We start from the raw sequence: 25,768 nt of genomic DNA, 5'->3' as shown, positions 1-25,768 counted from the left end.
CATGTGCTAATGGGAGAAGTAGTACGACTTGCGCGTCGCCTGCGGGGGCGTAGCGCGGACAGGGAAGGCGAACCGGCGGCGGCAACCACCGGTTCGCCTTTCGTCGTATCAGGCCCTAGTAGCGGTAGTGGTCCGGCTTGTACGGTCCCCTCGACCGCCACGCCCAGATACTCGGCCTGCTGCTTGCTCAGCTCGGTGAGTTTGACTCCGAGCGCGTCCAGGTGCAGCCGGGCGACCTTCTCGTCCAGGTGTTTTGGCAGCACGTAGACGCCGACCGGGTACTCCCCCGTCCGCGTGAACAGCTCGATCTGCGCGATGGTCTGGTTGGAGAAGCTGTTGCTCATCACGAACGACGGATGCCCGGTCGCGTTTCCCAGGTTCAACAGGCGGCCCTCGGAAAGCACGATGACCGAGTGGCCGTCGGCGAACTTCCACTCGTCGACCTGCGGTTTCACGGTCACCCGCGTGACGTCCTTGCGCCTCGCCAACCCGGCCATGTCGATCTCGTTGTCGAAGTGCCCGATGTTGCCCACGATCGCCTGGTGCTTCATCCGTGCCATGTGGTCGCTGGTGATCACGTCGAAGCAGCCGGTTGCGGAAATGAAGATGTCCGCGGTCTCGACCACCTCCTCCAACGTGGTGACCTGGTAACCGTCCATCGCAGCCTGCAACGCGCAGATCGGGTCGACCTCGGTGACGATGACCCGGGCGCCCTGGCCCCGCAGCGACTCGGCGCAGCCCTTGCCGACGTCGCCGTAGCCGAACACCACCGCCACCTTGCCGCCGATCAGCACATCGGTGGCCCGGTTGATGCCGTCGATCAACGAGTGCCGACAGCCGTACTTGTTGTCGAACTTGCTCTTGGTCACCGAGTCGTTGACGTTGATCGCCGGGAACAGCAGCGTGCCGTTCTGCTGCATCTCGTAGAGCCGGTGCACGCCGGTGGTGGTCTCCTCGGTGACACCCTTGATGCCGGCCGCGACCCTGGTCCAGCGGCGGTCGTCCTCCTTCAGCGAGCGGGCCAGCACAGCGAGAATGACCGCGTACTCCTCGGAGTCACCGGCGCCCGCGGACGGCACGGCGTGCAGCTTCTCGAACTCGGCGCCCTTGTGGACGAGCAGAGTCGCGTCACCGCCGTCGTCGAGGATCATGTTCGGACCGTCGCCGTCCGGCCACAGCAGCACCTGCTCGGTGCACCACCAGTACTCCTCGAGGGTCTCGCCCTTCCAGGCGTACACGGGCACCCCGTCCGGCCGCTCCGGCGTGCCGCTCGGCCCGACGACGATCGCGGCCGCGGCATGGTCCTGCGTCGAGAAGATGTTGCACGACGCCCAGCGCACCTCGGCACCCAACGCGGTCAGCGTCTCGACGAGGACGGCGGTTTGGATGGTCATGTGCAGCGAGCCGGTGATTCGTGCACCCCGCAGCGGGCGGCTGGGGCCGTACTCCGCGCGCAGCGACATGAGGCCGGGCATCTCATGCTCGGCGAGCTCGATCTCCTTACGGCCGAACGCGGCAAGCGACAGATCAGCGACCTTGTAGTCGCCCGCAGCCACGGACAGGGGACGCGTGCTCATGCTGCTCCTCACGCTCAGGGAAGGTTCGCGGGACTGACTCTACGCGCGGCATTTGTCCGAGAGGTGGGTGGTTGCGCTATCGAAGAACCAGACATTTCAGGTACGGGCACACGACCCCCAACCGCATTTACCCCACCCCGCCCCACGGCGACCCAAACGCGCAATGCCGCCATGATCAACGACGCCTACCCGGCGCAGGCCTGACGCCGGCGCGAGCGTCAGGCCAGCGCGAGCGTCAAGCCAGCACGAGCGTCAAGCCAGCACGAGCATCAAGCCAGCACGAGCATCAAGCCAGCACGAGTGCCATGCCGGCGCGGCACCGCATCGTTCGACGCGACACCGCGCCCCTACGCAGCGCCGCACCGGCCCCACGGCTTCACCCCAGCGGACAGCGAACGGGGCGACAGGTCAAAGACCTGCCGCCCCGTTCATCCCCCCGGTTTGGTACCGCGCGCGTCGTGGGACCCCCCGATCACCAGTGACGCTGCGTGGTTATAGATTCACACTCCGCGCACGCCCTGTCAAGCAAATCCTGAAATTTCCCATTTTGTCTTTTCCGGCACTCTGCATCCCGGGTTACCTTCCCGACGAGCCTGCCCGCTCAGTGGCTGGCGCCTGCATGATCAGGTGCACCGACTGCTACCTAGCCGCGCGCAACCACCGGTGCATCTAGACCTACGGCCGATGAGCAAGGGCCACCGTGCCGGGTGCGCCTCTGCGCCTACATGTGCGACATGATCCCCAAACGCCGAGCACTGGCGCGTCCCCGTCTCTGCGTCGGCGAACAACGTCCCCCGCCTTCCTTGGCGCGCCGGCCTAAACGCTTCCTTGGCGCGCCGGCCTAAACGTCAGGGCCGCCGAGCCAAGCCAAACTGGGCCAGGCCACGCAAGGCAAGGCCACACAAGGCAAGGCCTGCTCGGGGCTTAGGGGGCGACGGCGGCGAGGAAAGCTTGGCCGACGCCGGCGATGGTTGCCGCGCCGGTTTCTGCCGGAAGGTAGGCCGCCGAGCCGGCGGTGACTTCGACCGGCGTGCCGTCCAGCGCCTCGGCGACGTACACGTCGCCCTTGGTGCCGAGAACGATCCGCGGGCCTTCCGCGGGCAGGCGCACCGGTGGCGTGGCCGGGTCGAGGTCGATGCGGTAGAGGGCGAACTCGCGGACGGGCACCTGCCAGGTCACCACGCCGGGCGTGAGCTCCGTCGCGGCCAGGATCGGCTCGTCCAGCACCTCGAAGCGCAGCACCTGCAGCAGCTCGTCGACGTCCACCCGCTTGGGCGTCAGGCCGCCGCGCAGGACGTTGTCGCTGGCCGCCATGATTTCCACGCCGCAGCCGGCAAGGTAGGCGTGCAGGTTGCCCGCTGGCATCCAGATGGCTTCGCCCGGCGCCAGGTGGACGTGGTTCAGCAACAGGGCGACCAGCACGCCCGGATCCCCTGGGTAGTGGCTCGCCAGCCCGGCCACCAGCGTCGACGTCCCCGCCGCCACGGCCTCCTCGATGAGGGCGGCGCGGTCGTCGGCGGGCCAGCTCAGCAGCGTACGGACGGCGTCGCCGAGACCGTCCACTCCCAGGCCGAGCGCGGCGACAACCGGGGCGAGCCGGGCGATCTTCAGCTTGTCGAGCGCGACAGCCGACTCGGCTGGGTCACGGAACCCGCACAATGCTTCGAACGGCGTCAGGGCGACCAGCATTTCGGGCTTGTGGTACGCGTCGACGTAGTTCTTGGGCGCCGCCGGGTTGGCCTCCTGGGCGGCGAACGCCTGGCGCGCGTATTCGGCGTCCGGATGTGCCTGGAGTGACAGCGGGGCGCCCGCGGCGAGGACCTTCATCAGGTACGGCAGGCGTACGCCGAACTCGTCGGCGATCTCGGCACCCAGTTGGCCTTTCGGGTCGTCGGCGATCAGCGTTTCCAGGCTGATCGGCCCCTCGGCCCGGGTCACTGTGGACGGGTCGCCGGGGTGGGCGCCCAGCCACAACTCGGCTTCCGGTGTGGCGCTGGGCGCCGGCCGGCCCTGGAGTTCGGCGATCAATGTGCGCGAGCCCCAGGCGTACGGCCGGATGACGCCGGCGAGGGGTAGGACAGCAGCCATGGCAAAGCCCCCGTGAATCGTTTACGCCGTCGCGGGTTCTGCGGCGGTGGCCGCCTTCCCGGGACGGAAGATGTCTGGCTCAAGATAGATCACCCGGGCGATCGGCACGGCGGCCCGGATTCGGGATTCGGCCTCATCGATGTGCGTCGCCACGTCGGCGGCCCGCTCGGCGCTCGGCACGGCGATCTTCGCCGCCACCAGGAGCTCCTCGGGGCCCAGGTAGAGCGTCTTCATGTGGATGATGCGCTCGACTCCGGCTCCGGCGAGCAGCGCCTGCTCGATGGCGCGTACGTCCTCGGGGGTGGCGCCCTCGCCGAGGAGCAGGCTCTTCGTCTCGATCGCCAGCACGATCGCGATGACCACCAGCAGCAGCCCGATCGCGACGGTGCCCGCGGCGTCCCAGCGGCCGTTGCCGGTGATCAGCGTCATGCCGACCCCGCCGAGTGCGAAGACCAGCCCGACCAGCGCGCCGAAGTCTTCCAGGAGCACGACGGGCAGCTCCGGCGCCTTGGCCCGGCGAACGAAGTTCACCCAGGACGTGTCACCGCGGGTGTGGTTGGACTCTTTGATCGCGGTGCGGAACGAGAAGCCCTCCAGCCCGATCGCGATGACCAGCACTGCGACCGGAACCCACTGCCACGCCGTGATGCCTTCCGGGTGGCTCCACTTGTGATAGCCCTCGTACAGCGCGAACAGGCCGCCGACGGTGAACAGCACGATCGAGACGATGAAGGCGTAGATGTAGCGGTCCCGCCCGTACCCGAAGGGGTGTTGGGGGGTGGCTTTGCGCTGGGCGCGCTTGCCGCCCAGCAGGAGCAGGGCCTGATTGCCGGAGTCGGCGACCGAGTGGATCGATTCGGCGAGCATCGACGACGAACTCGTCAGGAGCCACGCGACGAACTTGGTCAGCGCGATGCCCAGGTTCGCGAGGAGCGCCGCAATGATCGCCTTGGTGCCGCCTCCGGCACTCACTACAGGCCGTCCCGCGTGGGGGCGCTCAGTTCTTTCATCTCGTTGATCGCCGGCACCGCCATCGGGTCCAGGCCGTGCGCGAGCGCGAGATAGATCGAGGCGAAGTCCGGAACCGCCACCAGCGACGCGAGTCGTTCCAGCGCGGAACCGCCCTCGGCGGTCACCACGTCACAACGCACGCCGCGGCGCTCGGCGAGCACCTGGACGGCGTCGGCCCGCCGCTCCTCGACGGCCACCGGCTCGTCCGCGTCGTCCTGCGGGTTGAGCCCGCCGTCGCGCATGACCACCAGCCGCAGCCGGGTGCTCAGGTCCTCGTCGTCGCCGGGGTCGGCGAAGATGTCTCGCGACGATTCGGCCAGCCCGCCGAACGGCCCATCGAGCAGCCCGACCCGGCCCCGGCCAGCCTCGCCCAGCGCACCAGCCATCACCGGATAGCGGGCATTCGCGGCCAGGGTGTCGGCAAACCGCCGGGCGGCGACCGTCGCGAGCGGCGACGAACCCCAGACGATGGGTACGGACCCGGCGAGGTCGAGCGCCAACGATTTGGCCGGGTTCACGAACGACTCCGCGCCGGGCCGGCACCGCTCGGCGTCGGCGTCCAGCCGTGCCGCGGTCTCGGCGAGGTCGGCTTCGTTGACGTTGACCAGCCCGAGGCTGCGCGCGGCCAGCAGCACCGGCACGGCCAGGCCCCACAGGCTGGCCCGCGCGGGCGCCCGCCGCGGCACGGGAATGAAGGGTGATCGGGCCCGCTCGGCCATCGCCTGCAACTCGGAATCCGGGTTGCCGATCGCCACGAGCCGGGCACCGCGCCGCGCGGCGGCGTCGGCTGCTGCCAGCGCTTCCGGACTGCGGCCCGATGCGGACACGGCGATGACCACGTCGGCCGCACCGACCCAGCCGGGCACGCCGGCGCTGCGGTGTCCGATGACCGGCACCGGGCAACGCGGGCCGGCAACGGTCGCCAGGATGTTGCCGGTGAGACCGGCTGTGCCGATGCCGGCGACGACGACCGCGCGGGGGCGCCCCTCGTCGGCGAGCACACTCAGGTTCGCCTCAGCGGCCAGCGCCGCCGACTCGCGCACCTGGGCACCTGCGGATGCGGTGGCACGCAGCATGCCGCCCGGGTCGTTGCCGAGCATCGCCTTCTCGTCTTCGAGCAGCGACTCGTCGGCGACACGACGCCCGGTCAGCCCGGCCGTGCCGTCGTCGGGGCTTGCCATCAGGCCACCTCTCCACCGCGCTTACGGCAGCACCCGCCAGATCCGGCTGCGGACCCAGGGACCACCGAGCGGCTCCATGTACGCGGGTGTTCGCTTCGGACCCGGTGATCCTATCGCCGGCGGGGCCCTGCCACCGTGCAGGCGCTGCGGCCGGGCCGGCCGGGTCCGGGAACAGGCCGTCAGGCAGCGGTGGCGGGGCCGGTGCCGGGCCGGGCTTCGTCGAGCAGGAGCACCGGAATGTCGTCGCGCACCTCGAAAACCCGGCCGCATTCGGTGCAGGTCAGGGTCTGCGCGGCGGCGTCGTGGGTCAGCGGCGCGTGGTGCGTGTCCGGGCAGGCCAGGATGTCCAGCAGGTGCGGATCGAGGGCCACCGGACGACTCCTTGCGGGAAGCGGATTGTGCAAACGCAGGTGATCCTAGGGCATTTCTGGTAGAGCGCGACGACCACGGCAGCCGAGCCGAGGTTGCGACCTCGGCTCGGCGACTCGTCATTTTCTCCCAGCGTGTCCTAGCCGCGGACGATGGCGAGCACCTCGTCGCGCAGCGCGGCCATCCGGTCCGGCTTCGGCGCTTCGACGTTGAGGCGCAGCAACGGCTCGGTGTTGGAGGCCCGCAGGTTGAACCAGGCCCCGTCACCGAGCTGGACCGTCAGGCCGTCGAGCTCGTCGAACGTGGCATCCGAGAACGCCGCGCGCACCTCTTCGATTTTGGCAGCCGAGTCCGCGACGGTGGAGTTGATCTCACCGGAGGCCGAGTACCGCTCGTATTCGGCGGCGAACTGCGACAACGGCTGGTCCTGCCCGCCGAGCGCGGCCAGGACGTGCATGGCGGCCAGCATGCCGGTGTCGGCGAACCAGAACTCGCGGAAGTAGTAGTGCGCGGAGTGCTCGCCGCCGAAGACCGCGTCGGTGCGCGCCATCTCCGCCTTGATGAAGGAGTGGCCGACCCGGCTGCGGACCGGCTCGCCGCCGGCCTCCTTGATGATCTCGGGCACCGCCGCGGAGGTGATCAGGTTGTAGATGACGGTGGCACCGGGGAACCGCTTCAGCTCCCGGCGCGCCACCAGGCCAGTGATCGCGGACGGCGACACCGGGTCGCCGTGCTCGTCCACCACGAAGCAACGGTCGGCGTCACCGTCGAACGCCAGCCCGAGGTCGGCGCCGTGCTCCCGGACCGCGGCCTGCAGGTCGACCAGGTTGGCCGGGTCCAGCGGGTTGGCCTCGTGGTTGGGGAAGGAGCCGTCCAGCTCGAAGTACATCGGAATGATCTCCAGCGGCAGCGCCGCCAGCAGCTGGTCGCCCAGCACGGCCGGCACCGTGTGACCACCCATGCCGTTGCCCGCGTCGACGACCACCTTGAGCGGGCGGATGCTGCTCAGGTCGACCAGCGAGCGCAGGTGCTTCGCGTAGCCGTCCAGCAGGTCGGTGTGCTCGACCCGCGGCGGCATCTCGGCGACCGCGTCGAGATCGCCCAGCAGCTCCTCGGCCCGCATCCGGACGACGGCGAGCCCGCTGTCCTGCCCCACCGGCTTCGCGCCGGCCCGGCACAGCTTGATGCCGTTGTACTGGGCCGGGTTGTGGCTGGCGGTGAACATGGCACCCGGCAACCCGAGCGACCCCGACGCGTAGTACAGCTGGTCGGTGGAGGCGAGCCCGATGTGCACCACGGCGGCACCGGCGGAGTTCGCGCCCTGGGCGAACGCGGTGGCGAGGCCCGGACCGGTCTCCCGCATGTCGTGGGCGATGACGATCTTGTCGGCGTCGTCGCCGGACTCCCGCAGCATCTCCACGAAGGCGGTGCCCAGCGCCCGGGCAACGGTCTCGTTGAGCTGATCGGGCACCACGCCCCGGACGTCGTACGCCTTCACAAGCTGGGACAGGTCAGTCACCGCACACCCCTAAACCGAGTTTCGTCCCGTGGAGCGTAGCGGAGCACCGGAGGCCGTCATGACCCATTCGCCAGGCGTCACCGTCGCCGGCGCTCACCGCAACCCGTCGCGGCAGGCCCGGTCCGCGAGCCGGGTGGTCTCGGGCAACCGGAAACGGGCGGCGAGCCCCAACGTGAGCGCGCAAGCGTCCGCCAGATCCACCCGATGGCCCACGGAGACGAACACCGGTTTGACCCCGGCCCGCGTGCGGAGCACCGCACCGACCGTCTCACCGCTGTCGACCAGGTCGCTGCGTGCGCCCCGTTCCGCCCCGGGCTCCGCCCACGATCCGACCAGGGGCGTCTTGCCGACCCCGAAGGTCGGCAGCCCGGTCAATACGCCCAGATGGCAGGCCAGCCCGAACCGCCGCGGGTGCGCCAGCCCGTGCCCGTCGCAGATCAACACGTCCGGCTGCACTGTCAGCTTGCCGAGCGCCTCGATCAGTGCCGGGATCTCGCGGAAGGCGAACAGCCCCGGGACGTACGGGAAAGCAGCCCGGCCCCGGACCACAGCCGTGTCCCGCACGGTCAGATCCTCGGTGTCGAGCACGACCACCGCCGCGGCCAGCCGCTCGCCGTCCTCGTGATAGGCCACGTCCAGCCCGGCGACGGTCGCCGGACGGCCCGGCAGACCTTCGATCACCAGCTGCGACCGCAGGCCGTCCTGCACGGCGAAAGCCTCTTCTTCGGTACGCGGCCAAGCGCGCAGGATGTCAGCCAGTGAGCTCGTCACAGCTCGACTCCAGTGAGCACCATGACGCGCGGCTCCGTGTAGTCGGCCATGGCGCTCGCGACACCTTCCCGGCCGACGCCACTGCCCTTCACCCCGCCGTAGGGCATCTGATCCGCCCGGTACGACGGCACGTCTCCCACGATCACGCCACCGACCTGGAGGCGGCGGTGAGCGGCGAAGGCCGTCTGAAGACTGTGGGTGAACACGCCGGCCTGGAGCCCGTACGCGGAGTCGTTGATCGCGGTGAAGCCCGCCTCGTCGGACGCCACCTCGGAGACCACGATGACGGGTCCGAAGACTTCCTCGGCGACCACTTTGGCGTCGGCGGGCACATCGGTCAGGATCGTCGGCGCGTACGTCGTGCCGTCGCGCTTGCCGCCGGTCACCACCGTGGCACCGGCCGCTACCGCCGCATCGACCCACGATTCGACCCGCCGCGCCGCTTCCTCGCTGATCATCGGCCCCACCTCGACCGCGGGATCGGCCGGATCGCCGGTACGCAGGGATTCCACCGCGCGGACGAGCCGGGGCAGCAGGTCGAGGCCTTGGTGCACGAGGACCCGCTGGACAGCAATGCAACTCTGTCCGGCTTGGTAGGTGCCGAAGGTGGCGATCCGGGTCGCAGCCCAGTCAAGGTCTTCGTCGCTGCCGTAGTCGCCGCAGACCAGCACTGCCGCGTTGCCGCCGAGCTCCAGCGTGACGTGCTTGTCGGGAGCGGCCCGGCGGATCTGGGCGCCGACCCGCCCGGACCCGGTGAACGACACGACGGGCAGCCGCGGGTCGCCGACCAGACCCGCGGCCCGCTCATTGGGCAGCGGAAGCACGGAGAACATGCCGGCGGGCAGGTCGGTCTCGGCGAGGAGCGACCCCAACAGCAGTGCGGTCAGTGGCGTCGCCGGCGCAGGCTTGAGCACGATCGGCGCGCCCACCGCCAGCGCCGGGGCGACCTTATGGGCCACCAGGTTGAGCGGGAAGTTGAAGGGCGAGATGCCCAGCACCGGGCCGCGGGGAACCCGGGTGACCACCGCGATCCGCCCGGCCCCGCCGGGATCGGTGTCCAGCCTCTGCAGGTCCCCGGAGAACCGGCGGGCCTCCTCAGCGGCCCAGCGGAACACCGACACCGCCCGATCGACCTCGACCGACGCCCACTTGATCGGCTTGCCGTTCTCCGCGGTGATCAGCTCAGCAATCTCCTGGCGGCGCTCGGCGAGCCGGCGAGAGACGTGGTCGAGCGCTGCGGCACGCAGGTGCGCGGGCAGGGCGGCAGCTTCCTCGGCCACTTCGGCAGCCGCGGCAACGGCGGCCTCGACCTGATCCTCACGCGCCCAGGTGGTCCGGCCGACCGTGCGACCGTCCCAGGGATGGGTGACCGTCACCTCGCCGGAACCGTGCACCTCGGCGCCTGCCACATAGAAAGCTGTCGCGTCCACGGCGCAACCCTATGCCTGCTCGGGTGCTACCGACCGAGCCGCGGCGCACACGGCGGGCCGGGTAGGAGCGGTGGGGTGCGCATGGTGCGGGCGCTGTTGTCGCCAGGCGTGATCGGGGTCACGATGGTGGGGTCTGGGAGGTGCATGCATGTCCAACCCCTGGCTCGCCCTCGACCTCGGTGCCGATCCGGCGGAACGGATCAGCCAGGTCGGCCGCGCGCACGAGCGGTTCGTGACCGGGGAGCGGTCGGTGAGTCAGGTGCGTGCCGTGGTTGCCGACTCGTGGCGGCGGTCGGCGAGCGCCCGGCTCAGTCCGGACTCGACCGCCCCGATCGAGCTGGGCGAGCCGGAACTGGCGGCATACCGAGCCGCTCACCCGTTGTCGCGGGTCCTCCCGCTCTTCCGGGATCTGCTGGGTGGGCTCGCCGACGACGGCGACCATCTGATGGCGGTCTGCGACGCGCATGGCCGCTTGCTCTACGTCGAGGGCCATGCGTCGGCGCTGCGGGGTGCCGAGTCGATGAATTTCGTGCCCGGGGCGCGGTGGGACGAGGCTCATGCGGGAACGAACGCGCCGGGCACCGCGCTCGCCGTCGACCACCCGTTGCAGATCTTCGCCACCGAGCATTTCAGCCGGGGCGTGCAGCGGTGGACCTGCGCGGCGGCGCCGATCCACGACCCGAGGACCGGCGGGCTGCTCGGTGCCATCGACGTGACCGGCGGCGATCATCTAGCCAACCCGCACAGCCTGGCGCTGGTGCGCGCCACCGCCCACGCCGCCGAAGCTTTCCTCGGCACGCTGTTGCCGCGGCCCGCGTCGGATGCCGCCACGGTGTCGATGCTGGGGCGCGAAGACGCCGTGGTGGCGGTCGGTGGGCGGCAGCTGCGGCTGGGCCGTCGGCATTCGGAGCTGGTATGCCTGCTTCTGGTGCACCCGGACGGCCGTACCGGAGAGCAATTGGGTTTCGATCTTTACGGCGACGACGTCAATCCGGTGACGGTACGCGCGGAGCTCTCCCGGTTGCGCCGGATCCTGGGCCCGCAGGTGTTGGATTCGCGGCCTTACCGGTTGCGGGGCGAGATGTCGGCTGACTTCCTCGAGGTGACCCGGCTGTTGGACCGGGGCCTGGTGCGGGAGGCGGTGGCGGCCTATCCGGGACCGCTGTTGCCGTCGTCCGATGCGCCCGGTGTGGTCAAGCTGCGTCAACTGATCGATGCGCGGCTGCGCACGGCGATCCTGGCTGCGGGCGACCATCGGCTCATTCAGCTGTGGCTGGACACCGCCTGGGGCGCTGAGGACCTTCAGATGTGGGAGGTCTACGCGGCTGTGCTGCCGCCGACCTCGCCGGCCCGGCTCCTCGCTGCCCACCGAATCGCCGGACTCGCCGTGGAGTACGGCCTACCGAGCCCCGGCAACCGCGCGCTTGCAACGTCTGTGCAACGTCCGCGTCACTAGCGTGCGGCGTGTCCACCACGGATACGGAGGTCGTGCGTCATGACTGTCTATTCCCCGCCCGGTTCCGACGGCGCGATCGTCGCCTACGAGTCCCGTTACGACCACTGGATCGGTGGCGAGTACGTGCCGCCGGTCAAGGGCCGGTACTTCGCGAACCCGTCGCCGGTGACCGGCGAGACCTTCTGCGAGGTTGCCCGCGGCACTGCCGAGGACGTCGAGCGGGCGCTTGATGCGGCACACGGCGCTGCGGATGCGTGGGGCCGGACCTCGCCAGCCGAGCGGGCGAACATCCTCAACAAGATCGCCGACCGGATGGAAGCGAATCTCGAGGCGCTGGCCGTGGCTGAGAGCTGGGAGAACGGCAAGCCGGTCCGGGAGACGCTGGCCGCGGACATTCCGCTGGCGATCGACCACTTCCGCTACTTCGCCGGGGCCCTGCGGGCGCAGGAGGGCTCGCTGGGTGAGCTCGACGACGACACGGTCGCCTACCACTTCCACGAGCCGCTGGGCGTGGTCGCGCAGATCATTCCGTGGAACTTCCCGATCCTGATGGCGGTGTGGAAGCTCGCGCCGGCACTCGCGGCGGGGAACGCGGTCGTGCTCAAGCCGGCCGAGCAGACGCCGGCGTCGATCCACTTCCTGATGTCGCTGGTCGGCGACCTGTTGCCGCCGGGCGTGCTGAACATCGTCAACGGCTTCGGGGTGGAGGCGGGCAAGCCCCTCGCGTCGTCGTCGCGGGTCGCCAAGGTCGCGTTCACCGGCGAGACCACGACCGGCCGCCTGATCATGCAGTACGCCTCCGAGAACATCATCCCGGTGACCCTGGAGCTGGGTGGCAAGAGTCCGAACATCTTCTTCGACGATGTCAGCCGGGCCGACGACGACTTCCTGGACAAGGCGCTCGAGGGCTTCGCGATGTTCGCGCTCAACCAGGGCGAGGTCTGCACCTGTCCGTCCCGGGCACTGATCCAGCAGGGCCATTACGCGGACTTCCTGGCCGCCGGGGTCAAACGCGTCGAGAACCTGAAGCAGGGCAACCCGCTCGACACCGACACCCAGGTCGGCGCCCAGGCATCGAACGACCAGCTCGAAAAGATTCTGTCCTATCTGGACATCGGCCGACAGGAGGGCGCCAAGGTACTCGTCGGCGGCGGCCCGGCGGATCTCGGCGGCGCGTTGTCGGGTGGCTACTACGTGCAGCCGACGATCTTCGAGGGCGCGAACACGATGCGGATCTTCCAGGAAGAGATCTTCGGCCCGGTCGTCTCGGTGACCTCGTTCACCGACTACGCGGACGCGATCAAGACCGCGAACGACACGCTCTACGGCCTCGGCGCCGGCGTGTGGACCCGCGACATCAACCAGGCCTATCGGGCCGGGCGCGAAATCCAAGCCGGTCGAGTGTGGACGAACTGCTACCACCTGTACCCGGCGCACGCCGCGTTCGGTGGCTACAAGCAGTCCGGCATCGGACGCGAGAACCACAAGATGATGCTCGACCACTACCAGCAGACGAAGAACCTGTTGATCAGCTACTCCCCCAAGGCCATGGGCTTCTTCTGATGGGCGACCGGGTGGACGTGACTCCCGCGGCGGCCGAGCTGATCCGGTCGCTGCGGGACCGGCACGGGCCGCTGATGTTCCACCAGTCCGGCGGCTGCTGCGACGGAAGCGCCCCGATGTGCTACCCGGACGGCGAGTTCCGCACCGGCGACAGCGACATCCTGCTCGAGGAGCTGCACATCGACGGGGTGGCCGAGCCGGTGTCGTTCTGGATGAGCCGGGCCCAGTTCGACGTCTGGAAGCACACGCACCTCACCGTGGACGTCGTGCCGGGCCGCGGCAGCGGCTTCAGCCTGGAAGCACCCGACGGCGTGCGGTTCCTCATCCGCAGTCGGCTGCTCGCCGCCCCACCGCAAACCGGAAGTGATTGACGAGCCGATAACCCCCAGCACCATTTCGGTACGGCCGAGCCGCCGCGAGCACCGCGGCGGCTCGCCCGGCGTCCTCACCCAGCAGAATGCCGCGTACGAGCGTGTCGTCATCCGGCACTTCCCACGGCACCTCGGCGACAGCCTCACGGACGTCGCACAGTCCACCGTCGACCAGCAGCTCTTCCAGGCCGCCCGGAACCCGCAGGTCACCGTCCGGCCGCGGCGGACCGTCGTCCAGGGCACGCTCGACCGTGTCGAGGTCGTTGAGCGCGGCCTCCGCCCAGTTCGCCACGGCGACATAGCCGCCCGGCACGGTCACCCGGATCATCTCGGCCAGCGCGTCGTCGGTGTCCGCCGCGAACTGCAACGCGTTGAACGACGTGGCGAGATCAAACGTCGCATCGCGCCAGGGCAACTTTTCCGCGCCGCCGAGCCGTACGTCCGCGGTGCGTTGGCGGGCCAGGCTCACCATGCCGGGCGCGGGATCGATGCCGGCGGCCACCATGCCCAGGCTCGCGCAGTAGGCGAGAAACTCGCCGCTGCCGCAGCCCACGTCGAGAACAAGCCGCCCAGAGCGGTCGCTCGCGGCTCCTTCGGTGGCTTCCAGGACGGCTCGCCAGGCCGGGTCGGCGAAGGCGCCCCAGAGCTCGGACCAGCCGGCTGCCACAGCGGACCAGCGGTCCGGGTCTGCTCCGTTCACCCGTTCACGATGCCACGACCGGCACGGGCGGGTGGATTCGACTCCTCAGTGGAGCAGCGCAGCGACGGACAGTAAGCCCAGGTGGGTGGCGCCTCCCCAGAGTGTGCCAGTCACTCCCGCGTGTCTGTCCGTGGTTGCATCGCCGCACCATAGTTGCACTTCTTCGGCGAATTCCCCGCGTTCGAACGGAGTGATGGCGATGCGTATCCCCAAGATCGTGGTGCTCGGTGTGGTGCTGGCCGCGCTGGCCGGCTGCGATTCCCGCGGCCGCGACCCGGCCGGGGCCGGCGCCGCCGCAGCGACCCGAGCCGCCAGCTCCGCGCCAGCCGCCGCCGGCAGCCCTGCCGCACCGGTCTCCCCGTCCGCCGCACCGGGTCTGCCACCCACCGCGCCGGGTTCACCGTCCGCCGCCGCGGGGACGGCACCGAGTGCCCCCGGAACATTAGGGTCTCCGGCTGCACCCGGCTCCCCCGCCGCGCCGAGCAACGCCGGCAAGGGCCTGCCGGAGCTCGGCAAGGTGAAGCACGGCGGGCCGGCGAAGAGTCACATGCAGACGGGCCAGAAGGGTGTGGCGCTGACCTTCGACGACGGGCCGGACCCGGTGCAGACGCCGCGGCTGCTCGACCTGCTGAAGGAACACGACGTCAAGGCAACCTTCTGCCTGGTCGGCATGCGTGCGATCAAACACCCCGACCTGGTCCGACGCATCGCCGACGAGGGACACACCCTCTGCAACCACACGTGGCACCACGACCTGGCGCTGGGCCAGAAGAAGCCGGAGAAGATCCGCGCCGACCTGGAGAAGACCAACAACGCGATGCTCGCGGCGGTGCCCCACGCGCAGATCAGATACATGCGGGCGCCCGGCGGCAACTTCACCCGCCGATTCGTCGCGGAGGCGGAGAAGCTGGGCATGGCCTCGATCTACTGGTCCGTCGACACCCGCGACTGGGAACACCACAGTGCTTCGTCCGGCGCACACCAGGCAAAGATCATCAGCGTCGTGCAGGGCAACACCGGCAAGGGAGCGATCATCCTCGCCCACGACAACGGGCAGCCGGACACCATCGCTGCTTTCGAGTCACTGCTCCCCTGGCTGAAGGACCGCTACTCCCTTATCGCCCTTCCCTGACCCCGCGTCAGTGCGAGGGCGGGATCACCCGGAGGTGGCCCCGCCGGCCAGTCTGGTGGCCGGGCAGGTTGTCGTGTTCTTCCAGCCGAGGCGGCGGGGCGGGCCGGGCCGCCTCACGGACCGCGTCGGCCAGCGCCACGAGATCGTCTGTCGTGGGCGGCGGAGGCGCGAAGTCGCCGTCGTGGCGGACCAGTTCCCACCCACGCGGGGCAGTGAGGCTGCGGGCGTGGGGTTCGCAGAGGTCGTACGTGTGCGGTTCGGCGAACGCCGCCAGCGGGCCGACCACCGCGGTCGAGTCACCGTAGACGTAGGTCAAGGTGGCGACCGCCTGTCGGGGACAGCCGTTGCGGGAGCAGCGCCGTGGGGACCTCACGGCGGCACGTTATCGCTAAGCGCGCTCGCGCGGGGCCGATGGTGCCGCGACACGCCGACCCACGATGCATCACGATTTCGTCATGGCGCACCGACACGCCGTCCCAATGGGGCGAATTCCCGGTGACGAAACGCGGCCGGGACCGCCTGACCGCGTCCGAACGGATTCGCGGGCTAGGCTGGTCGCGTGACCACCAGTCCCGACCGCCGCCGGGCCGGACCCGAATCCGGGCGGCCCGCCCGCACCCCCGGTCCCGGCCGCCCTGCTCGCCGCGACCGGCACGGCCGCGGGTTGCGCGGACGGCTCGTCCCGGCCACCGTGCCGCTGGCCCGGACCAAGGCGGAGATCTTCGACGATCTCGTGCTCGACACGGTCGAAAGCCTGGAACGCCGGTATGCCAAAGAGCTGGCCGGCGTCGAGTTCGCGGTCGAAGACGTCCCACCGGACCTCAACGTGTACGACTCTGACGTGCTCGAGGACGGCGAGGTCCCGCTGGCCCGCCTTCTACCGGGCCGTCCGGGTCGCCAGGAACTGCCGCCGCGGATCGTGCTCTACCGGCGGCCGCTGGAGTTCCGCGCGATGGACCGCGAAGACCTCGCCGACCTCGTTCACGATGTGATCATCGAGCAGGTAGCCAACCTGCTCGGCGTTGATCCCGACGAACTCTCGTAAGGGCCGCGACCCTCGAGCTGGCGGAATCGAAGCTCCCGCTGGACGGCCCCCCGGCGTCCGGACGAGAGCGGCCGGTCACGCTACCCGGCGCTTGAGCTTGCGGCGTTCCCGTTCGGAGAGCCCGCCCCAGATTCCGAAACGTTCGTCGTGACCGAGGGCATACTCGAGGCATTCCGCCTTCACGTCGCAGCGGCCGCAGATGCGCTTGGCCTCGCGGGTCGAGCCGCCCTTCTCCGGGAAGAATGCCTCTGGATCGGTCTGCGAGCACAGCGCCCGCTCCTGCCACTCGGGCGCGTCCCCGAGCAGGTCTACTCCTTCTACCTGCGCTTCCATCGGCGTGCCTCCTTTTCCGCGCCGACAGTGACGTCAGCGCTGACCCCCCACGCACGCGGCGTGTTTCTTGTGGAAAACAGGCGGTTCGCGGCGCCCTTTTCCACAACCCCACCCGAAATTACACGCGTGTAAGACGTGCGTCGTCAAGCCGAACCTGATAAATAGGCCCGTTTCCCCGAGGCGCCGTCGCCGCCTCACGGTCCCGTTCCTGCCCTATCTCTCAGAGCGGCCAACAGGTAACGCTCAGTCGGCGCGTCGCGTCCAAATTACCCCAATTTGTAACCTTGCGACCACTCGCCTACCAGGACGGGAGTGAACCGAGCGCCACGAAAGAGGTGATCGAGACAGACGCCACACCGGCGGCGAAAAGGAGTCAGTGCCGGCCGTAGACCGTGGTGCGCTGCGCCGCAGGTCGGCCAGCCGCCGCGGCCAACTCCTTCAGCTGAGCGACCGTACGCGCGGACCCGTGCTCGGAACCCGCCATCCGCGAGATGGTCTCCTCCATCAGCGTCCCGCCCAGGTCGTTACACCCGCCGTTGAGCATCGCGATCGTGCCCTCGTCCCCGAGCTTCACCCAGGAACACTGGATGTTGCTGATCCGCCCGTGCAGCAGCACCCGCGCCATCGCGTGCACCACCCGGTTCTCCCGGCGGGTCGGGCCGGGACGAGCGATGCCGGCCAGGTAGATCGGCGCGTTGGTGTGGATGAACGGCAGCGCCACAAACTCGGTGAAGCCGCCGGTGACGTCCTGCACGCCGGCCAACACCCGGAAATGACCCAGCCACTGCCGCGGGTGATCGACGTGGCCGTACATCATCGTGGAGCTGGACCGAATGCCGAGCTGGTGGGCCGTGGTGACCACATCGACCCAGGTAGCGGCGGGCAGCTTGCCCTTGGTGAGCACCCAGCGGACATCGTCGTCGAGAATCTCGGCGGCGGTCCCGGGGATCGTGTCGAGGCCCGCCTCCCGCAGCTCGGTCAGCCAGTCCCGCACCGACACACCCGCCTTGGCGGCCGCGGTGACGATCTCCATCGGAGAAAACGCGTGGACGTGCAGGTCCGGGACGCGCTGCTTCACGGCACGGACGATTTCCGCGTACGCGGTGACCGGCATCTTGGGGTCGATGCCGCCCTGCATGCACACCTCGGTGGCACCGTCGCGCCAGGCCTCCTCAGCCCGATCGGCGACCTGCTCCACCGACAGCCGGTACGCGTCCGCATCCCGTTCCCGCTGCGCGAACGCACAGAACCGACACCCGACGTAGCAGACGTTCGAAAAGTTGATATTGCGGTTCACCACGTACGTGACATCGTCGCCGTTGACGTCCTTGCGCAGGTCGTCGGCGATCCGAGCCAGCTCGTCCAAGGCGGAACCGTCCGCATGGAACAGGGCCATGGCTTTGTCCTCGTGCTCCGGCAAAAGCAGCCGGGCGGGGTCCTCCGCAGCAAGCTTGAGCCCGGCGAGCACCTCCGAATCCGTCCGACCGGACGGGTCGGCGGTGACATGTGCGGCCACCTCGGCCCAGTCGCCGTAGACGGAATCGAAGTCGCCGCGGCGGTCACCAGTACGGCCCTCGGTGTCGATCGTCGCGAAGAGGTCGGTGCGGCCGCCCGCGTACCCGTCGTCCGGCTCCTGCCAAGGCTGACCGGCCGGCATCGCGTCCTCACGGGCAAGTCCGTCCGGGCCGGCGAGCGCCGCGACGTGGGCCGCAAGCCGCGGATCCAGCCAGCCCTCGGTGCCCCGCCGCAGATACTCCGGGTAGATCGTCAGGCGCTCCCGCAGCTCGAAGCCGGACGCCGCCGACCTGGCTCGGAGCAGCTCAATCTGCGGCCACGGGCTCTCCGGGTTGACGTGGTCGGGGGTGACGGGGGAAACGCCGCCCCAGTCGTCGATGCCGGCCCGGATCAGCAGGTCGTACTCGCCCGCGATCAGGTTGGGCGGGGCCTGGACGCGGGCGCGCGGACCCATGATGACCCGGGTCACGGCCACCGTCGCGGCAAGCTCGCGCAGCTCGGCGTCCGGCATGCCACGCATCGCCGTGTCGGGCTTGGCGCGGAAATTCTGGATGATGACTTCCTGGATGTGGCCGAACTCGCGGGCCGTGCGGCGCATGGCGAAGATCGCATCAGCCCGCTCGGCACGCGTCTCACCGATGCCGATCAGGATGCCCGTCGTGAACGGCACGCCGACCCGACCGGCGTCGTCCAGCACCCGCAGCCGCACCGCCGGCTCCTTGTCCGGCGAGCCGAAATGCGGACCGCCCGGCTCGGACCACAGCCGGGTCGCGGTCGTCTCCAGCATCATCCCCATGCTGGGCGCCACCGGCTTCAGCCGCTGCAACTCAGCCCAGCCGAGCACGCCCGGATTGAGATGCGGCAACAACCCCGTTTCCTCTAGTACGGCGATGGCGCACGACCGCACATAGTCCAGCGTCGAGTCGTAGCCGCGCTCGTCCAACCACTGCCGCGCGGCGGGCCAGCGGTCCTCGGGCCGATCCCCCAGCGTGAACAGCGCCTCCTTGCAGCCCTGCGCAGCGCCTTCCCGGGCGATAGCCAGCACCTCATCCCGCTCGAGAAACGCCGCGGGCAATCGATGTGGCACGGTCGCGAAGGTGCAGTAATGGCACCGGTCCCGGCACAGGCGGGTCAGCGGGATGAAGACCTTTTTCGAGTACGTGACGACGCCCGGCCGACCGGCTTCCCGTAAGCCCGCGTCCCGCACGCCACCCGCGATCGCCAGCAGGTCGTCAAGCAGCGCACCGTCCGCCGCAAGCAGCGCAGTCGCCTCGTCGGCGTCAATCGCCTTGCCGTCGGCGGCCCGCTTCAACGCGCGGCGGATGCTGGCTTCGGTCGGCGGAATGTCCACTGCTACCACCAGTGCAGCCTAGGCCCGATCATGTCTTGCTGTCCCTGACGCCCCAGTGGTCTGGAACACGCCCGAAGGGTGGGCATGGTTCGTGCCGGCCCTCACACGCCCCGCTGCGGGTCTTCGCCGACGACCCGGGTGGGCTCGTCGCCATCCCGCACGACCTGCGTGGGCTCACCATGCGAGCCTGTCGTCTGCTCACCATGCGGATGGCCCGGCGCCGGAACGAACGGCCCAGGTGGGGTGGCAGCCGGCGCCGGCGCAGTGCCGGACGCGGTAGTCACCGCAGGGGCGGGCGGAGGCGTGACAACCGGCGAAGTTGAAGCGGACGGCGCGGAAGCGGGCGGCGCGACCGACTCGCCCCACACCGCGGTCGGCTGGCCCCAGGCCGGTTGCGCCGGCCCCGGGTGTGGCTGGCCGGCGTAGGACGGCTGGCCCGGGTGCGGCTGCCCGCCCTGCGCCTGGCCCGGGTGCGGCTGACCGGAGACCGGCTGGCCCGGGTGCGGCTGACCTGAAACCGGCTGGCCCGGGTAAGGCTGACCTGAAACCGGCTGGCCCGGATAGGGCTGACCGGGCTGCGGCTGACCGGGCTGCGGCTGGCTGGCGAAAGGCTGGGAAGCGAAAGGCTGGCCGGGCTGGGGCTGACCCCACGGCTGCTGCGGCTGGCCGTACATTCCGGGTTGCGGGGTGGGGCGGGCGACCTGGTAGAGCGCCCGCCAGATCGAGAAGACCGCGAAGCCGGCGAGGGCGAGCACCGCGAGCCAGGCCACCCGGACCAGCAGTTCCTCGAAGGCGACCCGCGGGCTGAACCCGGCCAGCTTGACGATGGCGATCAGGAAGCCGAAGAGCACCCCGAAGAAGGCCGCGACCGCATATTCCGCGAGCGCCACGATGGTGATGAGCCGGGCGTGCCGGTGCCGGGGCTGCACCAGGGTCGCCAGGAGCACCGCGGCCAGCGGGAAGAAGACCGTCTCCACGTTGACGTAGCTGTAGAAGCTGCTCTGCGCCCGGGTGAGAAAGTCCTGGCCCACCCCGGACGGCACCAGGCGGATGACCGCCACGAAAAGCCACACGGCGGGCGCGGCGACCAGGGCGTATGCGGCGAGGTCACGCAGCGGGCGGATGACCGGCAGGACCGGGCGGTCCGGACCGGGCTGTGGCGGCGGGGTGCTGGTCACAGCGGTTCTCCTGACGCGGTCGGGCAACCGGCGAGCGGGGCAGAACCGCCGGCAGGGGCAATGGTCGGCCTAGCCTAGACCCGAAACGCAGATCACACCCGTGACCCGGGGGCCGCGAATCGGCGTGGGGTGCGCAAGGATGGCCGAATGCGGATCGTGGTCCTGACCGGAGGGATCGGCGGCGCCCGGTTCCTGGTGGGCGTACGCGCACACGCGCGGCGCATCGGTGCCGACGTCACGGCGGTGGTGAACGTCGGCGACGACGTGCGCATGCACGGCCTCCAGATTTGTCCCGACCTGGACAGCGTGATGTACACGCTGGGCGGCGCGGCGGATCCGGAGCGCGGCTGGGGCCGGGTCGGCGAGACCTGGGTGGTCAAGGAGGAGTTGACCAAATACGGCGTCGAGCCGAGCTGGTTCGGTCTCGGCGACAAGGACACCGCCACGCACTTGGTCCGGACCACAATGCTCCACGCCGGGTACCCGTTGTCGCAGGTGACAGCGGCTCTGTGTGAGCGGTGGCAGCCGGGGATGACGCTGTTGCCGGCGACCGACGACCGGTTGGAGACCCACGTGGTCGTCGACGTCGAGGGTGAGCGCAAGGCGATCCATTTCCAGGAGTGGTGGGTGCGGTATCGCGGCAAGGTGCCGACGCACCGGTTCGTGTTCGTCGGGGCGGAGGCGGCGAAGCCCGCGGCCGGGGTGGCTGAGGCGCTGTCCAGTGCGGATGTGGTGCTGGTGGCCCCGTCGAATCCGGTGGTGTCGATTGCGCCGATTCTGGCCGTACCGTCGCTGCGGGAGGCGGTGGTGAACGGCCCGGCGCCGGTCGTCGGGGTGTCGCCGATCATCGGGGGTGCGCCAGTGCGGGGCATGGCTGACCTGTGCCTGACCACGCTCGGCGTCGAGGTCAGCGCGGCCGGGGTGGGCGGCCTGTACGGCGCCCGGGCTCAGGACGGGCTGCTGGACGGGTGGCTGGTGGATACCGCGGACTCCGGCGTCGAGGTGCCCGGGGTGCGCACCCAGGCGGTGCCGCTGTGGATGACTGACGAGGATGCGACGGCCGCGATGGTCGCCGCCGCGTTGGAGCTGGCGGGGAAATAGTGGACGGGCTGGAGATTCTTCCGGTACGCGGCATCGGTGACGTGCCGGCCGGCGCCGACCTGGCCGAGCTGATCACCCGACATGCGCCCTGGCTGCGCGACGGCGACGTGCTGGTGGTGACCAGCAAGATCGTCTCCAAGGCGGAGGGCCGCCTGGTCGAGGTGCCCGCCGACGGGCCAGAACGCGACGCGGCTCGGGCTGCGGCCTTGGCAGCGGAAACCCGGCGGGTGGTGGCCCGGCGCGGGTCGACGTCGATCGTGCAGACCCATCACGGTTTCATCATGGCGGCAGCCGGGATCGACGCCTCCAACGTCGACAAGACGCACCTGGTGTTGCTGCCGAAATCCCCCGACGACTCGGCCCGGCGGCTCCGCGCCGCGCTGGCCGCCCGCGGCCTGCAGGTGGGCATCATCGTCTCGGACACGATGGGCCGGGCCTGGCGCAACGGGCTCACCGATGTGGCGTTGGGCGCGGCCGGGGTGGGACCGTTCCGGGACCACCGCGGCGAAATCGACCCGTACGGCAACGAGCTGCAGCTCACCCAGATGGCCGTCGTCGACGAGTTGGCGGCCGCCGGCGAGTTGGTGAAGGGGAAGTGCGACCAGGTGCCGGTCGCCGTGGTCCGCGGCTACCCGGGCGTGGGAGCTGCGGAAACCCCCGGGGCGGACGTCTTGCTGCGGGATTCGGCCAGCGACATGTTCTCCTTGGGTACGGCCGAAGCACACGCCGAAGGTCTGCGCACGGCTGCCACCCTGCCGCAGGCCACCGCAGAGCACCCCGCGGACGCCGACGCGGTGCACCGGGCGCTGGCGACCGCAGGCCTTGACGACGTGGTGGCGGCACCGGCACCACACACCCTGCGCTGCACCGTCACGGACAGTACGCCGGAAGCGTTGATGCAGTTCGGCGCCGATGTGCACCGGCTCCGCTCGGCGCTGGCTGCGGAGGGCCTCTCCTCTACGGTGACCTACGACCAAACCGGCGCAACCATCGCCGTCACCGCGACCGAGGCCGCCGCAACCCGGGCCGCAGTCACCGCAACCGCGACAGAAAGACGCCCGTGACGGCAGCACCAGAGAAACGATGACCACGAGATCAGCGGCGGCAGCCGCGGCTACGACAGAAACGGCGGTGGCGGGATGAGCCTCCACGACGACGCGCTTCGCGTTCTCACCGGCTGGCAGGCCACCTCGGGAGACGCCGGCACGGCTCGCCAGCGCACGATCGAGCTGCTCGACGCTGGCCCGGTGGCTTTGACCCGGGAGCACCGCGCCGGGCATGTGACCGCCAGCGCGCTGATCGTCGACGAGGACGGTCGGGTTCTGCTCTGCCTGCATGGCCGGCTGGAGCTGTGGATGCAGGTGGGCGGGCACTGCGAGCCGGGTGACACCACGCTCGCCGCGGCGGCGCTGCGCGAGGCGACCGAAGAGTCGGGCATCGTGGGGCTGCGGCTGGATCCGGAGCCGATTGACGTGGACGTGCACGCCGTACGCTGCGCCCCGGCCGCCGGTCGGCCGGCCGAGGCGTCGTTCCACTACGACGTACGGTTCCTTGCGGTCTGCCCGAAGGGTGCCGTGGAGCAGGTCAGTGACGAGTCCGCGGAGCTGGGTTGGTTCACCGCGGACGCGCTGCCGTCCCCGCTGGCGGGCGGAGTGGTGCAGCAGCTGGCACCGGCCTACGCCCGCCTGGGGATTCCTCAGATGTAGCTGTTCTCGCCCTTGAGCTTCAGCTCGTCGACGATCGACTTGACCTCCTGGGCCCGGTCGCGCGGGCAGACCAGGACCGCGTCCGGGGTGTCGACGACGATGAGGTCGCGGACGCCGAGGGCGGCGACCAGGCGGCCCGAGTTGGGCACGACGACCAGGTTCTCGGCCTCGCGCAGGATCACGCCGGGCTTGCCTTCGGCGGGCTGGCCGACGATCACGTTGCCGGCCTGGTCGGAGGCGAGCACCTCGCCCAGGGTGTGGAAGTCGCCGACGTCGTTCCAGCCGAAGTCGCCGGGGACCGTGCCGACCCGGCCGACCGCGGCGGCACCTTCCATCACCGCGTAGTCGACCGAGATGCGCGGCAGCGTCGGCCACACTTCGCCGAGCACTTCCTCGCGGGACGGCGTGTCCCAGGCCTGCGCGATCCGGGCGATGCCGGCGTGCAGCTGCGGCTGCTGGCGGGCCAGTTCGGCGAGGAACACGTCGACCCGCCACACGAACATGCCCGCGTTCCACAGGTAGGCGCCGGACTTGACGTAGCCCTCGGCCACCTCGAAGGTGGGCTTCTCCTTGAACTCCTGCACCTTGAGCACCGGGCCGCCGTCGACCGGGTCGCCGCAGTGCACATATCCGTAGCCGGTCTCCGGGCGGGTCGGCGTGATGCCAAGCGTCATCAGCAGGCCCTGCTGGGCGCCGTCCATCGCGTGCCGGATGACCTCGACAAACTGCTCCCCATTGGCGATGAGGTGGTCGGCCGCGAAGGCACCCATCACCGCCTCGGGCTCCCGGCGGGCGATCACGGCCGCGGCCAGGGCGATGGCCGCGCACGAGTCGCGCGGCGAGGGCTCGATGAGGATGTTTTCCTCTGGCACCTCGGTGAGCTGGCGCGATACGGCTGCGGCGTGGGCCACACCGGTGACGACGTACACCTGGCTGGTGTCGGCCAGGGGCAGCAGCCGGTCGACGGTCGCCTGTAGCAGCGACGCCTCGGTGCCCGTCAGCGGGTGCAGGAACTTAGGGTGACCGGCGCGCGACAGCGGCCAGAGACGGGTACCACTGCCACCTGCGGGAATGACGGCGTACAACCCGCCTGAATTTCCACTCATGCGCACGGATTGTAAAGGACGACGTCACGCCGCCACGCGGTTCCACGTCGCGACGTGCACCTCGGCGCTGGACGCCCAGCTGAACTCCTTGGCCCGGTCGAAGCCGGCCTTGGCGAGGGTGAGCCGGCGCGGCTCGTCGTGCAGCAGGTCAGCGAGGTCGGTCGCGATCCGGTCCGGGTCTTCCGTCGTGTACGCGACGGCGTCGCCACCGACCTCAGGCAGGGACAGTCGCGGCGTGGTCAGCACCGGTGTGGCGCAGGCCATCGCTTCGAGGATGGGCAGGCCGAAGCCCTCGCCGAAGGACGGGTAACAGGCGACCAGTGCGCCGCCGAGGAAGCCGGGCAGGTCGGCGTAACGCAGGTAGCCGGGGCGCAGCAGCCGCAGGTGTGACGGCACTTCGGCGACCGCACGGTCAATGTCGTCGTCGTGGCCCTGGCCGCCGGCGATGACCAGCACGGGCGGCTGCGGCCAGTCGGCGACCGCACGGGCCCAGCCGCGGATCAGGTTGGGCACGTTCTTGCGCGGCTCTTTGGCGCCGAGGAACGCGACGTAGCCGGAGTCGCCCAGGCCGAGCCGGGCCCGCACCCGTGCCTTCTCCTCGTCGGTCGGCGCGTGGAACGCGGACTGGTCGACGCCGTGGTAGGCGACGTCGATCCGGGTCGGGTCGGCGTCGAGCAGCCGGATCAGCTCGTCGCGGGTCGCCTTGCTGGGCACGATGACCCGGGCGGCGCGACGGAGCGAGGTCTTGATGGCGCTGCGGAAGAAGGTCCGTTTGGTGTTGTCGTAGTGCTCGGGCTCGGTGAAGAACGTCGCGTCGTGCACGGTCACCGTCACCGGGCAGCCGGCCCGCAGCGGGCAGGTGTAGAACGGCGAGTGCAGCACCTTGGCGCCGACCTGCTGGCCGAGCAGCGGCAGTCCGGTCTGCTCCCAGGCGAGGCGGGCGGGCCGGTGCGCGACGGCGGACGGCCCGGCGATGACCTCGGCGTCGGGGAGCATCCGGGAGTAACGCTCCGCATCGGAGCGCTGGGCCACGACGGCGAGATCGACGCGGTCGGTGCCGATCGCACCGAGGGCGCCCAACAGCCCGTCGACGTATCTGCCCACCCCGCCTCGGTCGGCGGGGACGCTCGTGGCGTCGACGAGGACTCGGGGCGGACGACCGGCGGTCACGTGGCAACTCCTCAACATCTGTGGCTCAGGCCACTGGCAAGGGTACGCCGCTCGATGCTTGATGTGTGGACCGCGACGCTCCCCGACATCTCTTA

22 protein-coding genes and 1 pseudogene are annotated in these 25,768 nt (G+C 70.2%); 8 read left to right on the top strand and 15 right to left on the bottom strand.

Going from position 1 to position 25,768, the window contains the following annotated elements; genetic code table 11:
* Window positions 1–115: 115 nt before the first annotated feature.
* The 8 genes and pseudogenes from ahcY to ACIA1L_RS09780 all read right to left on the bottom strand — a co-directional run bounded on the left by ahcY (window position 116) and on the right by ACIA1L_RS09780 (window position 9,946).
* Window positions 116–1,577 (bottom strand): annotated as a pseudogene (gene ahcY, locus ACIA1L_RS09815) (adenosylhomocysteinase).
* 924 nt (window positions 1,578–2,501) lie between these two features.
* Window positions 2,502–3,665 (bottom strand): mannose-6-phosphate isomerase, class I, encoded by a 1,164-nt coding sequence (gene manA, locus ACIA1L_RS09810; protein ID WP_396072198.1) that lies wholly within the window; start codon window positions 3,663–3,665, stop codon window positions 2,502–2,504.
* A 21-nt stretch (window positions 3,666–3,686) separates the two neighbouring features.
* Window positions 3,687–4,637: a cation diffusion facilitator family transporter gene (locus ACIA1L_RS09805; protein WP_396072197.1), complete on the bottom strand. Its 951-nt coding sequence runs from the start codon at window positions 4,635–4,637 to the stop codon at window positions 3,687–3,689.
* Complete coding sequence (locus ACIA1L_RS09800) at window positions 4,637–5,857, bottom strand: SIS domain-containing protein (protein WP_396072195.1); 1,221 nt, start codon at window positions 5,855–5,857, stop codon at window positions 4,637–4,639. The genes ACIA1L_RS09805 and ACIA1L_RS09800 overlap by 1 nt, the downstream gene beginning before the upstream one ends.
* A 179-nt stretch (window positions 5,858–6,036) precedes the next feature.
* Window positions 6,037–6,228, bottom strand: coding sequence for a Trm112 family protein (locus ACIA1L_RS09795; protein WP_396072194.1), 192 nt, complete (start codon window positions 6,226–6,228; stop codon window positions 6,037–6,039).
* A gap of 137 nt (window positions 6,229–6,365) precedes the next feature.
* Window positions 6,366–7,745, bottom strand: a complete 1,380-nt coding sequence (locus tag ACIA1L_RS09790; protein WP_396072193.1) for a phosphomannomutase/phosphoglucomutase — start codon at window positions 7,743–7,745, stop codon at window positions 6,366–6,368.
* 93 nt (window positions 7,746–7,838) lie between these two features.
* Entirely contained in the window at window positions 7,839–8,516 is a 678-nt protein-coding gene (nfi, locus tag ACIA1L_RS09785) for a deoxyribonuclease V (protein ID WP_396072192.1), read from the bottom strand.
* Complete coding sequence (locus tag ACIA1L_RS09780; protein ID WP_396072191.1) at window positions 8,513–9,946, bottom strand: aldehyde dehydrogenase family protein; 1,434 nt, start codon at window positions 9,944–9,946, stop codon at window positions 8,513–8,515. Before ACIA1L_RS09780 ends, nfi begins: the two co-directional genes overlap by 4 nt.
* 148 nt (window positions 9,947–10,094) lie before the next feature.
* Here ACIA1L_RS09780 and ACIA1L_RS09775 point away from each other — a divergent pair, with 148 nt between their 5' ends.
* Genes ACIA1L_RS09775 through ACIA1L_RS09765 form a run of 3 tightly spaced genes read left to right on the top strand, consistent with a single transcriptional unit; the run spans window position 10,095 to window position 13,336 of the window.
* Window positions 10,095–11,402: a transcriptional regulator gene (locus tag ACIA1L_RS09775; protein ID WP_396072190.1), complete on the top strand. Its 1,308-nt coding sequence runs from the start codon at window positions 10,095–10,097 to the stop codon at window positions 11,400–11,402.
* A gap of 39 nt (window positions 11,403–11,441) precedes the next feature.
* Window positions 11,442–12,965 carry an aldehyde dehydrogenase gene (gene adh, locus ACIA1L_RS09770; protein ID WP_396072189.1) on the top strand — a complete coding sequence of 508 codons (1,524 nt, stop codon included), beginning with the start codon at window positions 11,442–11,444 and terminating at the stop codon, window positions 12,963–12,965.
* Entirely contained in the window at window positions 12,965–13,336 is a 372-nt protein-coding gene (locus tag ACIA1L_RS09765; RefSeq protein ID WP_396072188.1) for a DUF779 domain-containing protein, read from the top strand. The genes adh and ACIA1L_RS09765 overlap by 1 nt, the downstream gene beginning before the upstream one ends.
* Here ACIA1L_RS09765 and ACIA1L_RS09760 read toward each other — a convergent pair.
* A complete protein-coding gene (locus ACIA1L_RS09760; protein ID WP_396072187.1) occupies window positions 13,287–14,036 on the bottom strand; it encodes a class I SAM-dependent methyltransferase in 750 nt (249 codons plus the stop codon). The two genes, ACIA1L_RS09765 and ACIA1L_RS09760, sit on opposite strands and share 50 nt — an antisense overlap.
* A gap of 199 nt (window positions 14,037–14,235) precedes the next feature.
* Between ACIA1L_RS09760 and ACIA1L_RS09755 the strand changes: the two genes are divergently transcribed.
* Window positions 14,236–15,168, top strand: a complete 933-nt coding sequence (locus tag ACIA1L_RS09755) for a polysaccharide deacetylase family protein (protein WP_396072186.1) — start codon at window positions 14,236–14,238, stop codon at window positions 15,166–15,168.
* A gap of 7 nt (window positions 15,169–15,175) precedes the next feature.
* On the opposite strand, the gene ACIA1L_RS09750 is transcribed toward ACIA1L_RS09755, so the two are convergent.
* Window positions 15,176–15,541: a DUF3499 domain-containing protein gene (locus tag ACIA1L_RS09750; RefSeq protein WP_396072185.1), complete on the bottom strand. Its 366-nt coding sequence runs from the start codon at window positions 15,539–15,541 to the stop codon at window positions 15,176–15,178.
* A 186-nt stretch (window positions 15,542–15,727) separates the two neighbouring features.
* Here ACIA1L_RS09750 and ACIA1L_RS09745 point away from each other — a divergent pair, with 186 nt between their 5' ends.
* Window positions 15,728–16,213 carry a metallopeptidase family protein gene (locus tag ACIA1L_RS09745; RefSeq protein WP_396072183.1) on the top strand — a complete coding sequence of 162 codons (486 nt, stop codon included), beginning with the start codon at window positions 15,728–15,730 and terminating at the stop codon, window positions 16,211–16,213.
* A gap of 75 nt (window positions 16,214–16,288) precedes the next feature.
* Here the strand turns inward: ACIA1L_RS09745 and ACIA1L_RS09740 are convergent, their stop codons facing one another.
* From ACIA1L_RS09740 to ACIA1L_RS09730, 3 genes are all read right to left on the bottom strand, one after another.
* Window positions 16,289–16,546: a WhiB family transcriptional regulator gene (locus tag ACIA1L_RS09740; protein ID WP_015619224.1), complete on the bottom strand. Its 258-nt coding sequence runs from the start codon at window positions 16,544–16,546 to the stop codon at window positions 16,289–16,291.
* Window positions 16,547–16,919: 373 nt separating this feature from the next.
* On the bottom strand, window positions 16,920–19,412 hold the full coding sequence (locus tag ACIA1L_RS09735) for a bifunctional FO biosynthesis protein CofGH (protein WP_396072463.1): 2,493 nt from the start codon (window positions 19,410–19,412) through the stop codon (window positions 16,920–16,922).
* Window positions 19,413–19,513: 101 nt separating this feature from the next.
* Window positions 19,514–20,590, bottom strand: a complete 1,077-nt coding sequence (locus tag ACIA1L_RS09730; RefSeq protein ID WP_396072182.1) for a hypothetical protein — start codon at window positions 20,588–20,590, stop codon at window positions 19,514–19,516.
* A 147-nt stretch (window positions 20,591–20,737) separates the two neighbouring features.
* Between ACIA1L_RS09730 and cofD the strand changes: the two genes are divergently transcribed.
* From cofD to ACIA1L_RS09715, 3 genes are all read left to right on the top strand, one after another.
* On the top strand, window positions 20,738–21,691 hold the full coding sequence (gene cofD, locus ACIA1L_RS09725; protein WP_396072180.1) for a 2-phospho-L-lactate transferase: 954 nt from the start codon (window positions 20,738–20,740) through the stop codon (window positions 21,689–21,691).
* Complete coding sequence (locus ACIA1L_RS09720; RefSeq protein WP_396072462.1) at window positions 21,688–22,755, top strand: coenzyme F420-0:L-glutamate ligase; 1,068 nt, start codon at window positions 21,688–21,690, stop codon at window positions 22,753–22,755. The genes cofD and ACIA1L_RS09720 overlap by 4 nt, the downstream gene beginning before the upstream one ends.
* Before the next feature lie 75 nt (window positions 22,756–22,830).
* On the top strand, window positions 22,831–23,397 hold the full coding sequence (locus tag ACIA1L_RS09715; RefSeq protein WP_396072179.1) for an NUDIX hydrolase: 567 nt from the start codon (window positions 22,831–22,833) through the stop codon (window positions 23,395–23,397).
* On the opposite strand, the gene ACIA1L_RS09710 is transcribed toward ACIA1L_RS09715, so the two are convergent.
* Window positions 23,388–24,503, bottom strand: a complete 1,116-nt coding sequence (locus tag ACIA1L_RS09710) for a mannose-1-phosphate guanylyltransferase (RefSeq protein ID WP_396072178.1) — start codon at window positions 24,501–24,503, stop codon at window positions 23,388–23,390. The genes ACIA1L_RS09715 and ACIA1L_RS09710 overlap by 10 nt on opposite strands.
* 24 nt (window positions 24,504–24,527) lie before the next feature.
* A complete protein-coding gene (locus ACIA1L_RS09705; protein ID WP_396072177.1) occupies window positions 24,528–25,673 on the bottom strand; it encodes a glycosyltransferase family 4 protein in 1,146 nt (381 codons plus the stop codon).
* Window positions 25,674–25,768: the final 95 nt, after the last annotated feature.

The organism is Actinoplanes sp. NPDC051859 (assembly GCF_044452725.1).
Taxonomy (GTDB): domain Bacteria; phylum Actinomycetota; class Actinomycetes; order Mycobacteriales; family Micromonosporaceae; genus Actinoplanes.
This window is presented reverse-complemented; position numbering and strand designations above follow the sequence as displayed.

Coding starts and splice junctions, on each gene's coding strand:
- ACIA1L_RS09800 (WP_396072195.1), bottom strand. CDS start 5,857: ATGGCAAGCCCCGACGACGGCACGGCCGGGCTGACCGGGCGTCGTGTC.
- ACIA1L_RS09775 (WP_396072190.1), top strand. CDS start 10,095: ATGTCCAACCCCTGGCTCGCCCTCGACCTCGGTGCCGATCCGGCGGAA.
- cofD (WP_396072180.1), top strand. CDS start 20,738: ATGCGGATCGTGGTCCTGACCGGAGGGATCGGCGGCGCCCGGTTCCTG.
- ACIA1L_RS09715 (WP_396072179.1), top strand. CDS start 22,831: ATGAGCCTCCACGACGACGCGCTTCGCGTTCTCACCGGCTGGCAGGCC.
- ACIA1L_RS09765 (WP_396072188.1), top strand. CDS start 12,965: ATGGGCGACCGGGTGGACGTGACTCCCGCGGCGGCCGAGCTGATCCGG.
- ACIA1L_RS09755 (WP_396072186.1), top strand. CDS start 14,236: ATGCGTATCCCCAAGATCGTGGTGCTCGGTGTGGTGCTGGCCGCGCTG.
- manA (WP_396072198.1), bottom strand. CDS start 3,665: ATGGCTGCTGTCCTACCCCTCGCCGGCGTCATCCGGCCGTACGCCTGG.
- ACIA1L_RS09740 (WP_015619224.1), bottom strand. CDS start 16,546: ATGGAAGCGCAGGTAGAAGGAGTAGACCTGCTCGGGGACGCGCCCGAG.
- ACIA1L_RS09710 (WP_396072178.1), bottom strand. CDS start 24,503: ATGAGTGGAAATTCAGGCGGGTTGTACGCCGTCATTCCCGCAGGTGGC.
- adh (WP_396072189.1), top strand. CDS start 11,442: ATGACTGTCTATTCCCCGCCCGGTTCCGACGGCGCGATCGTCGCCTAC.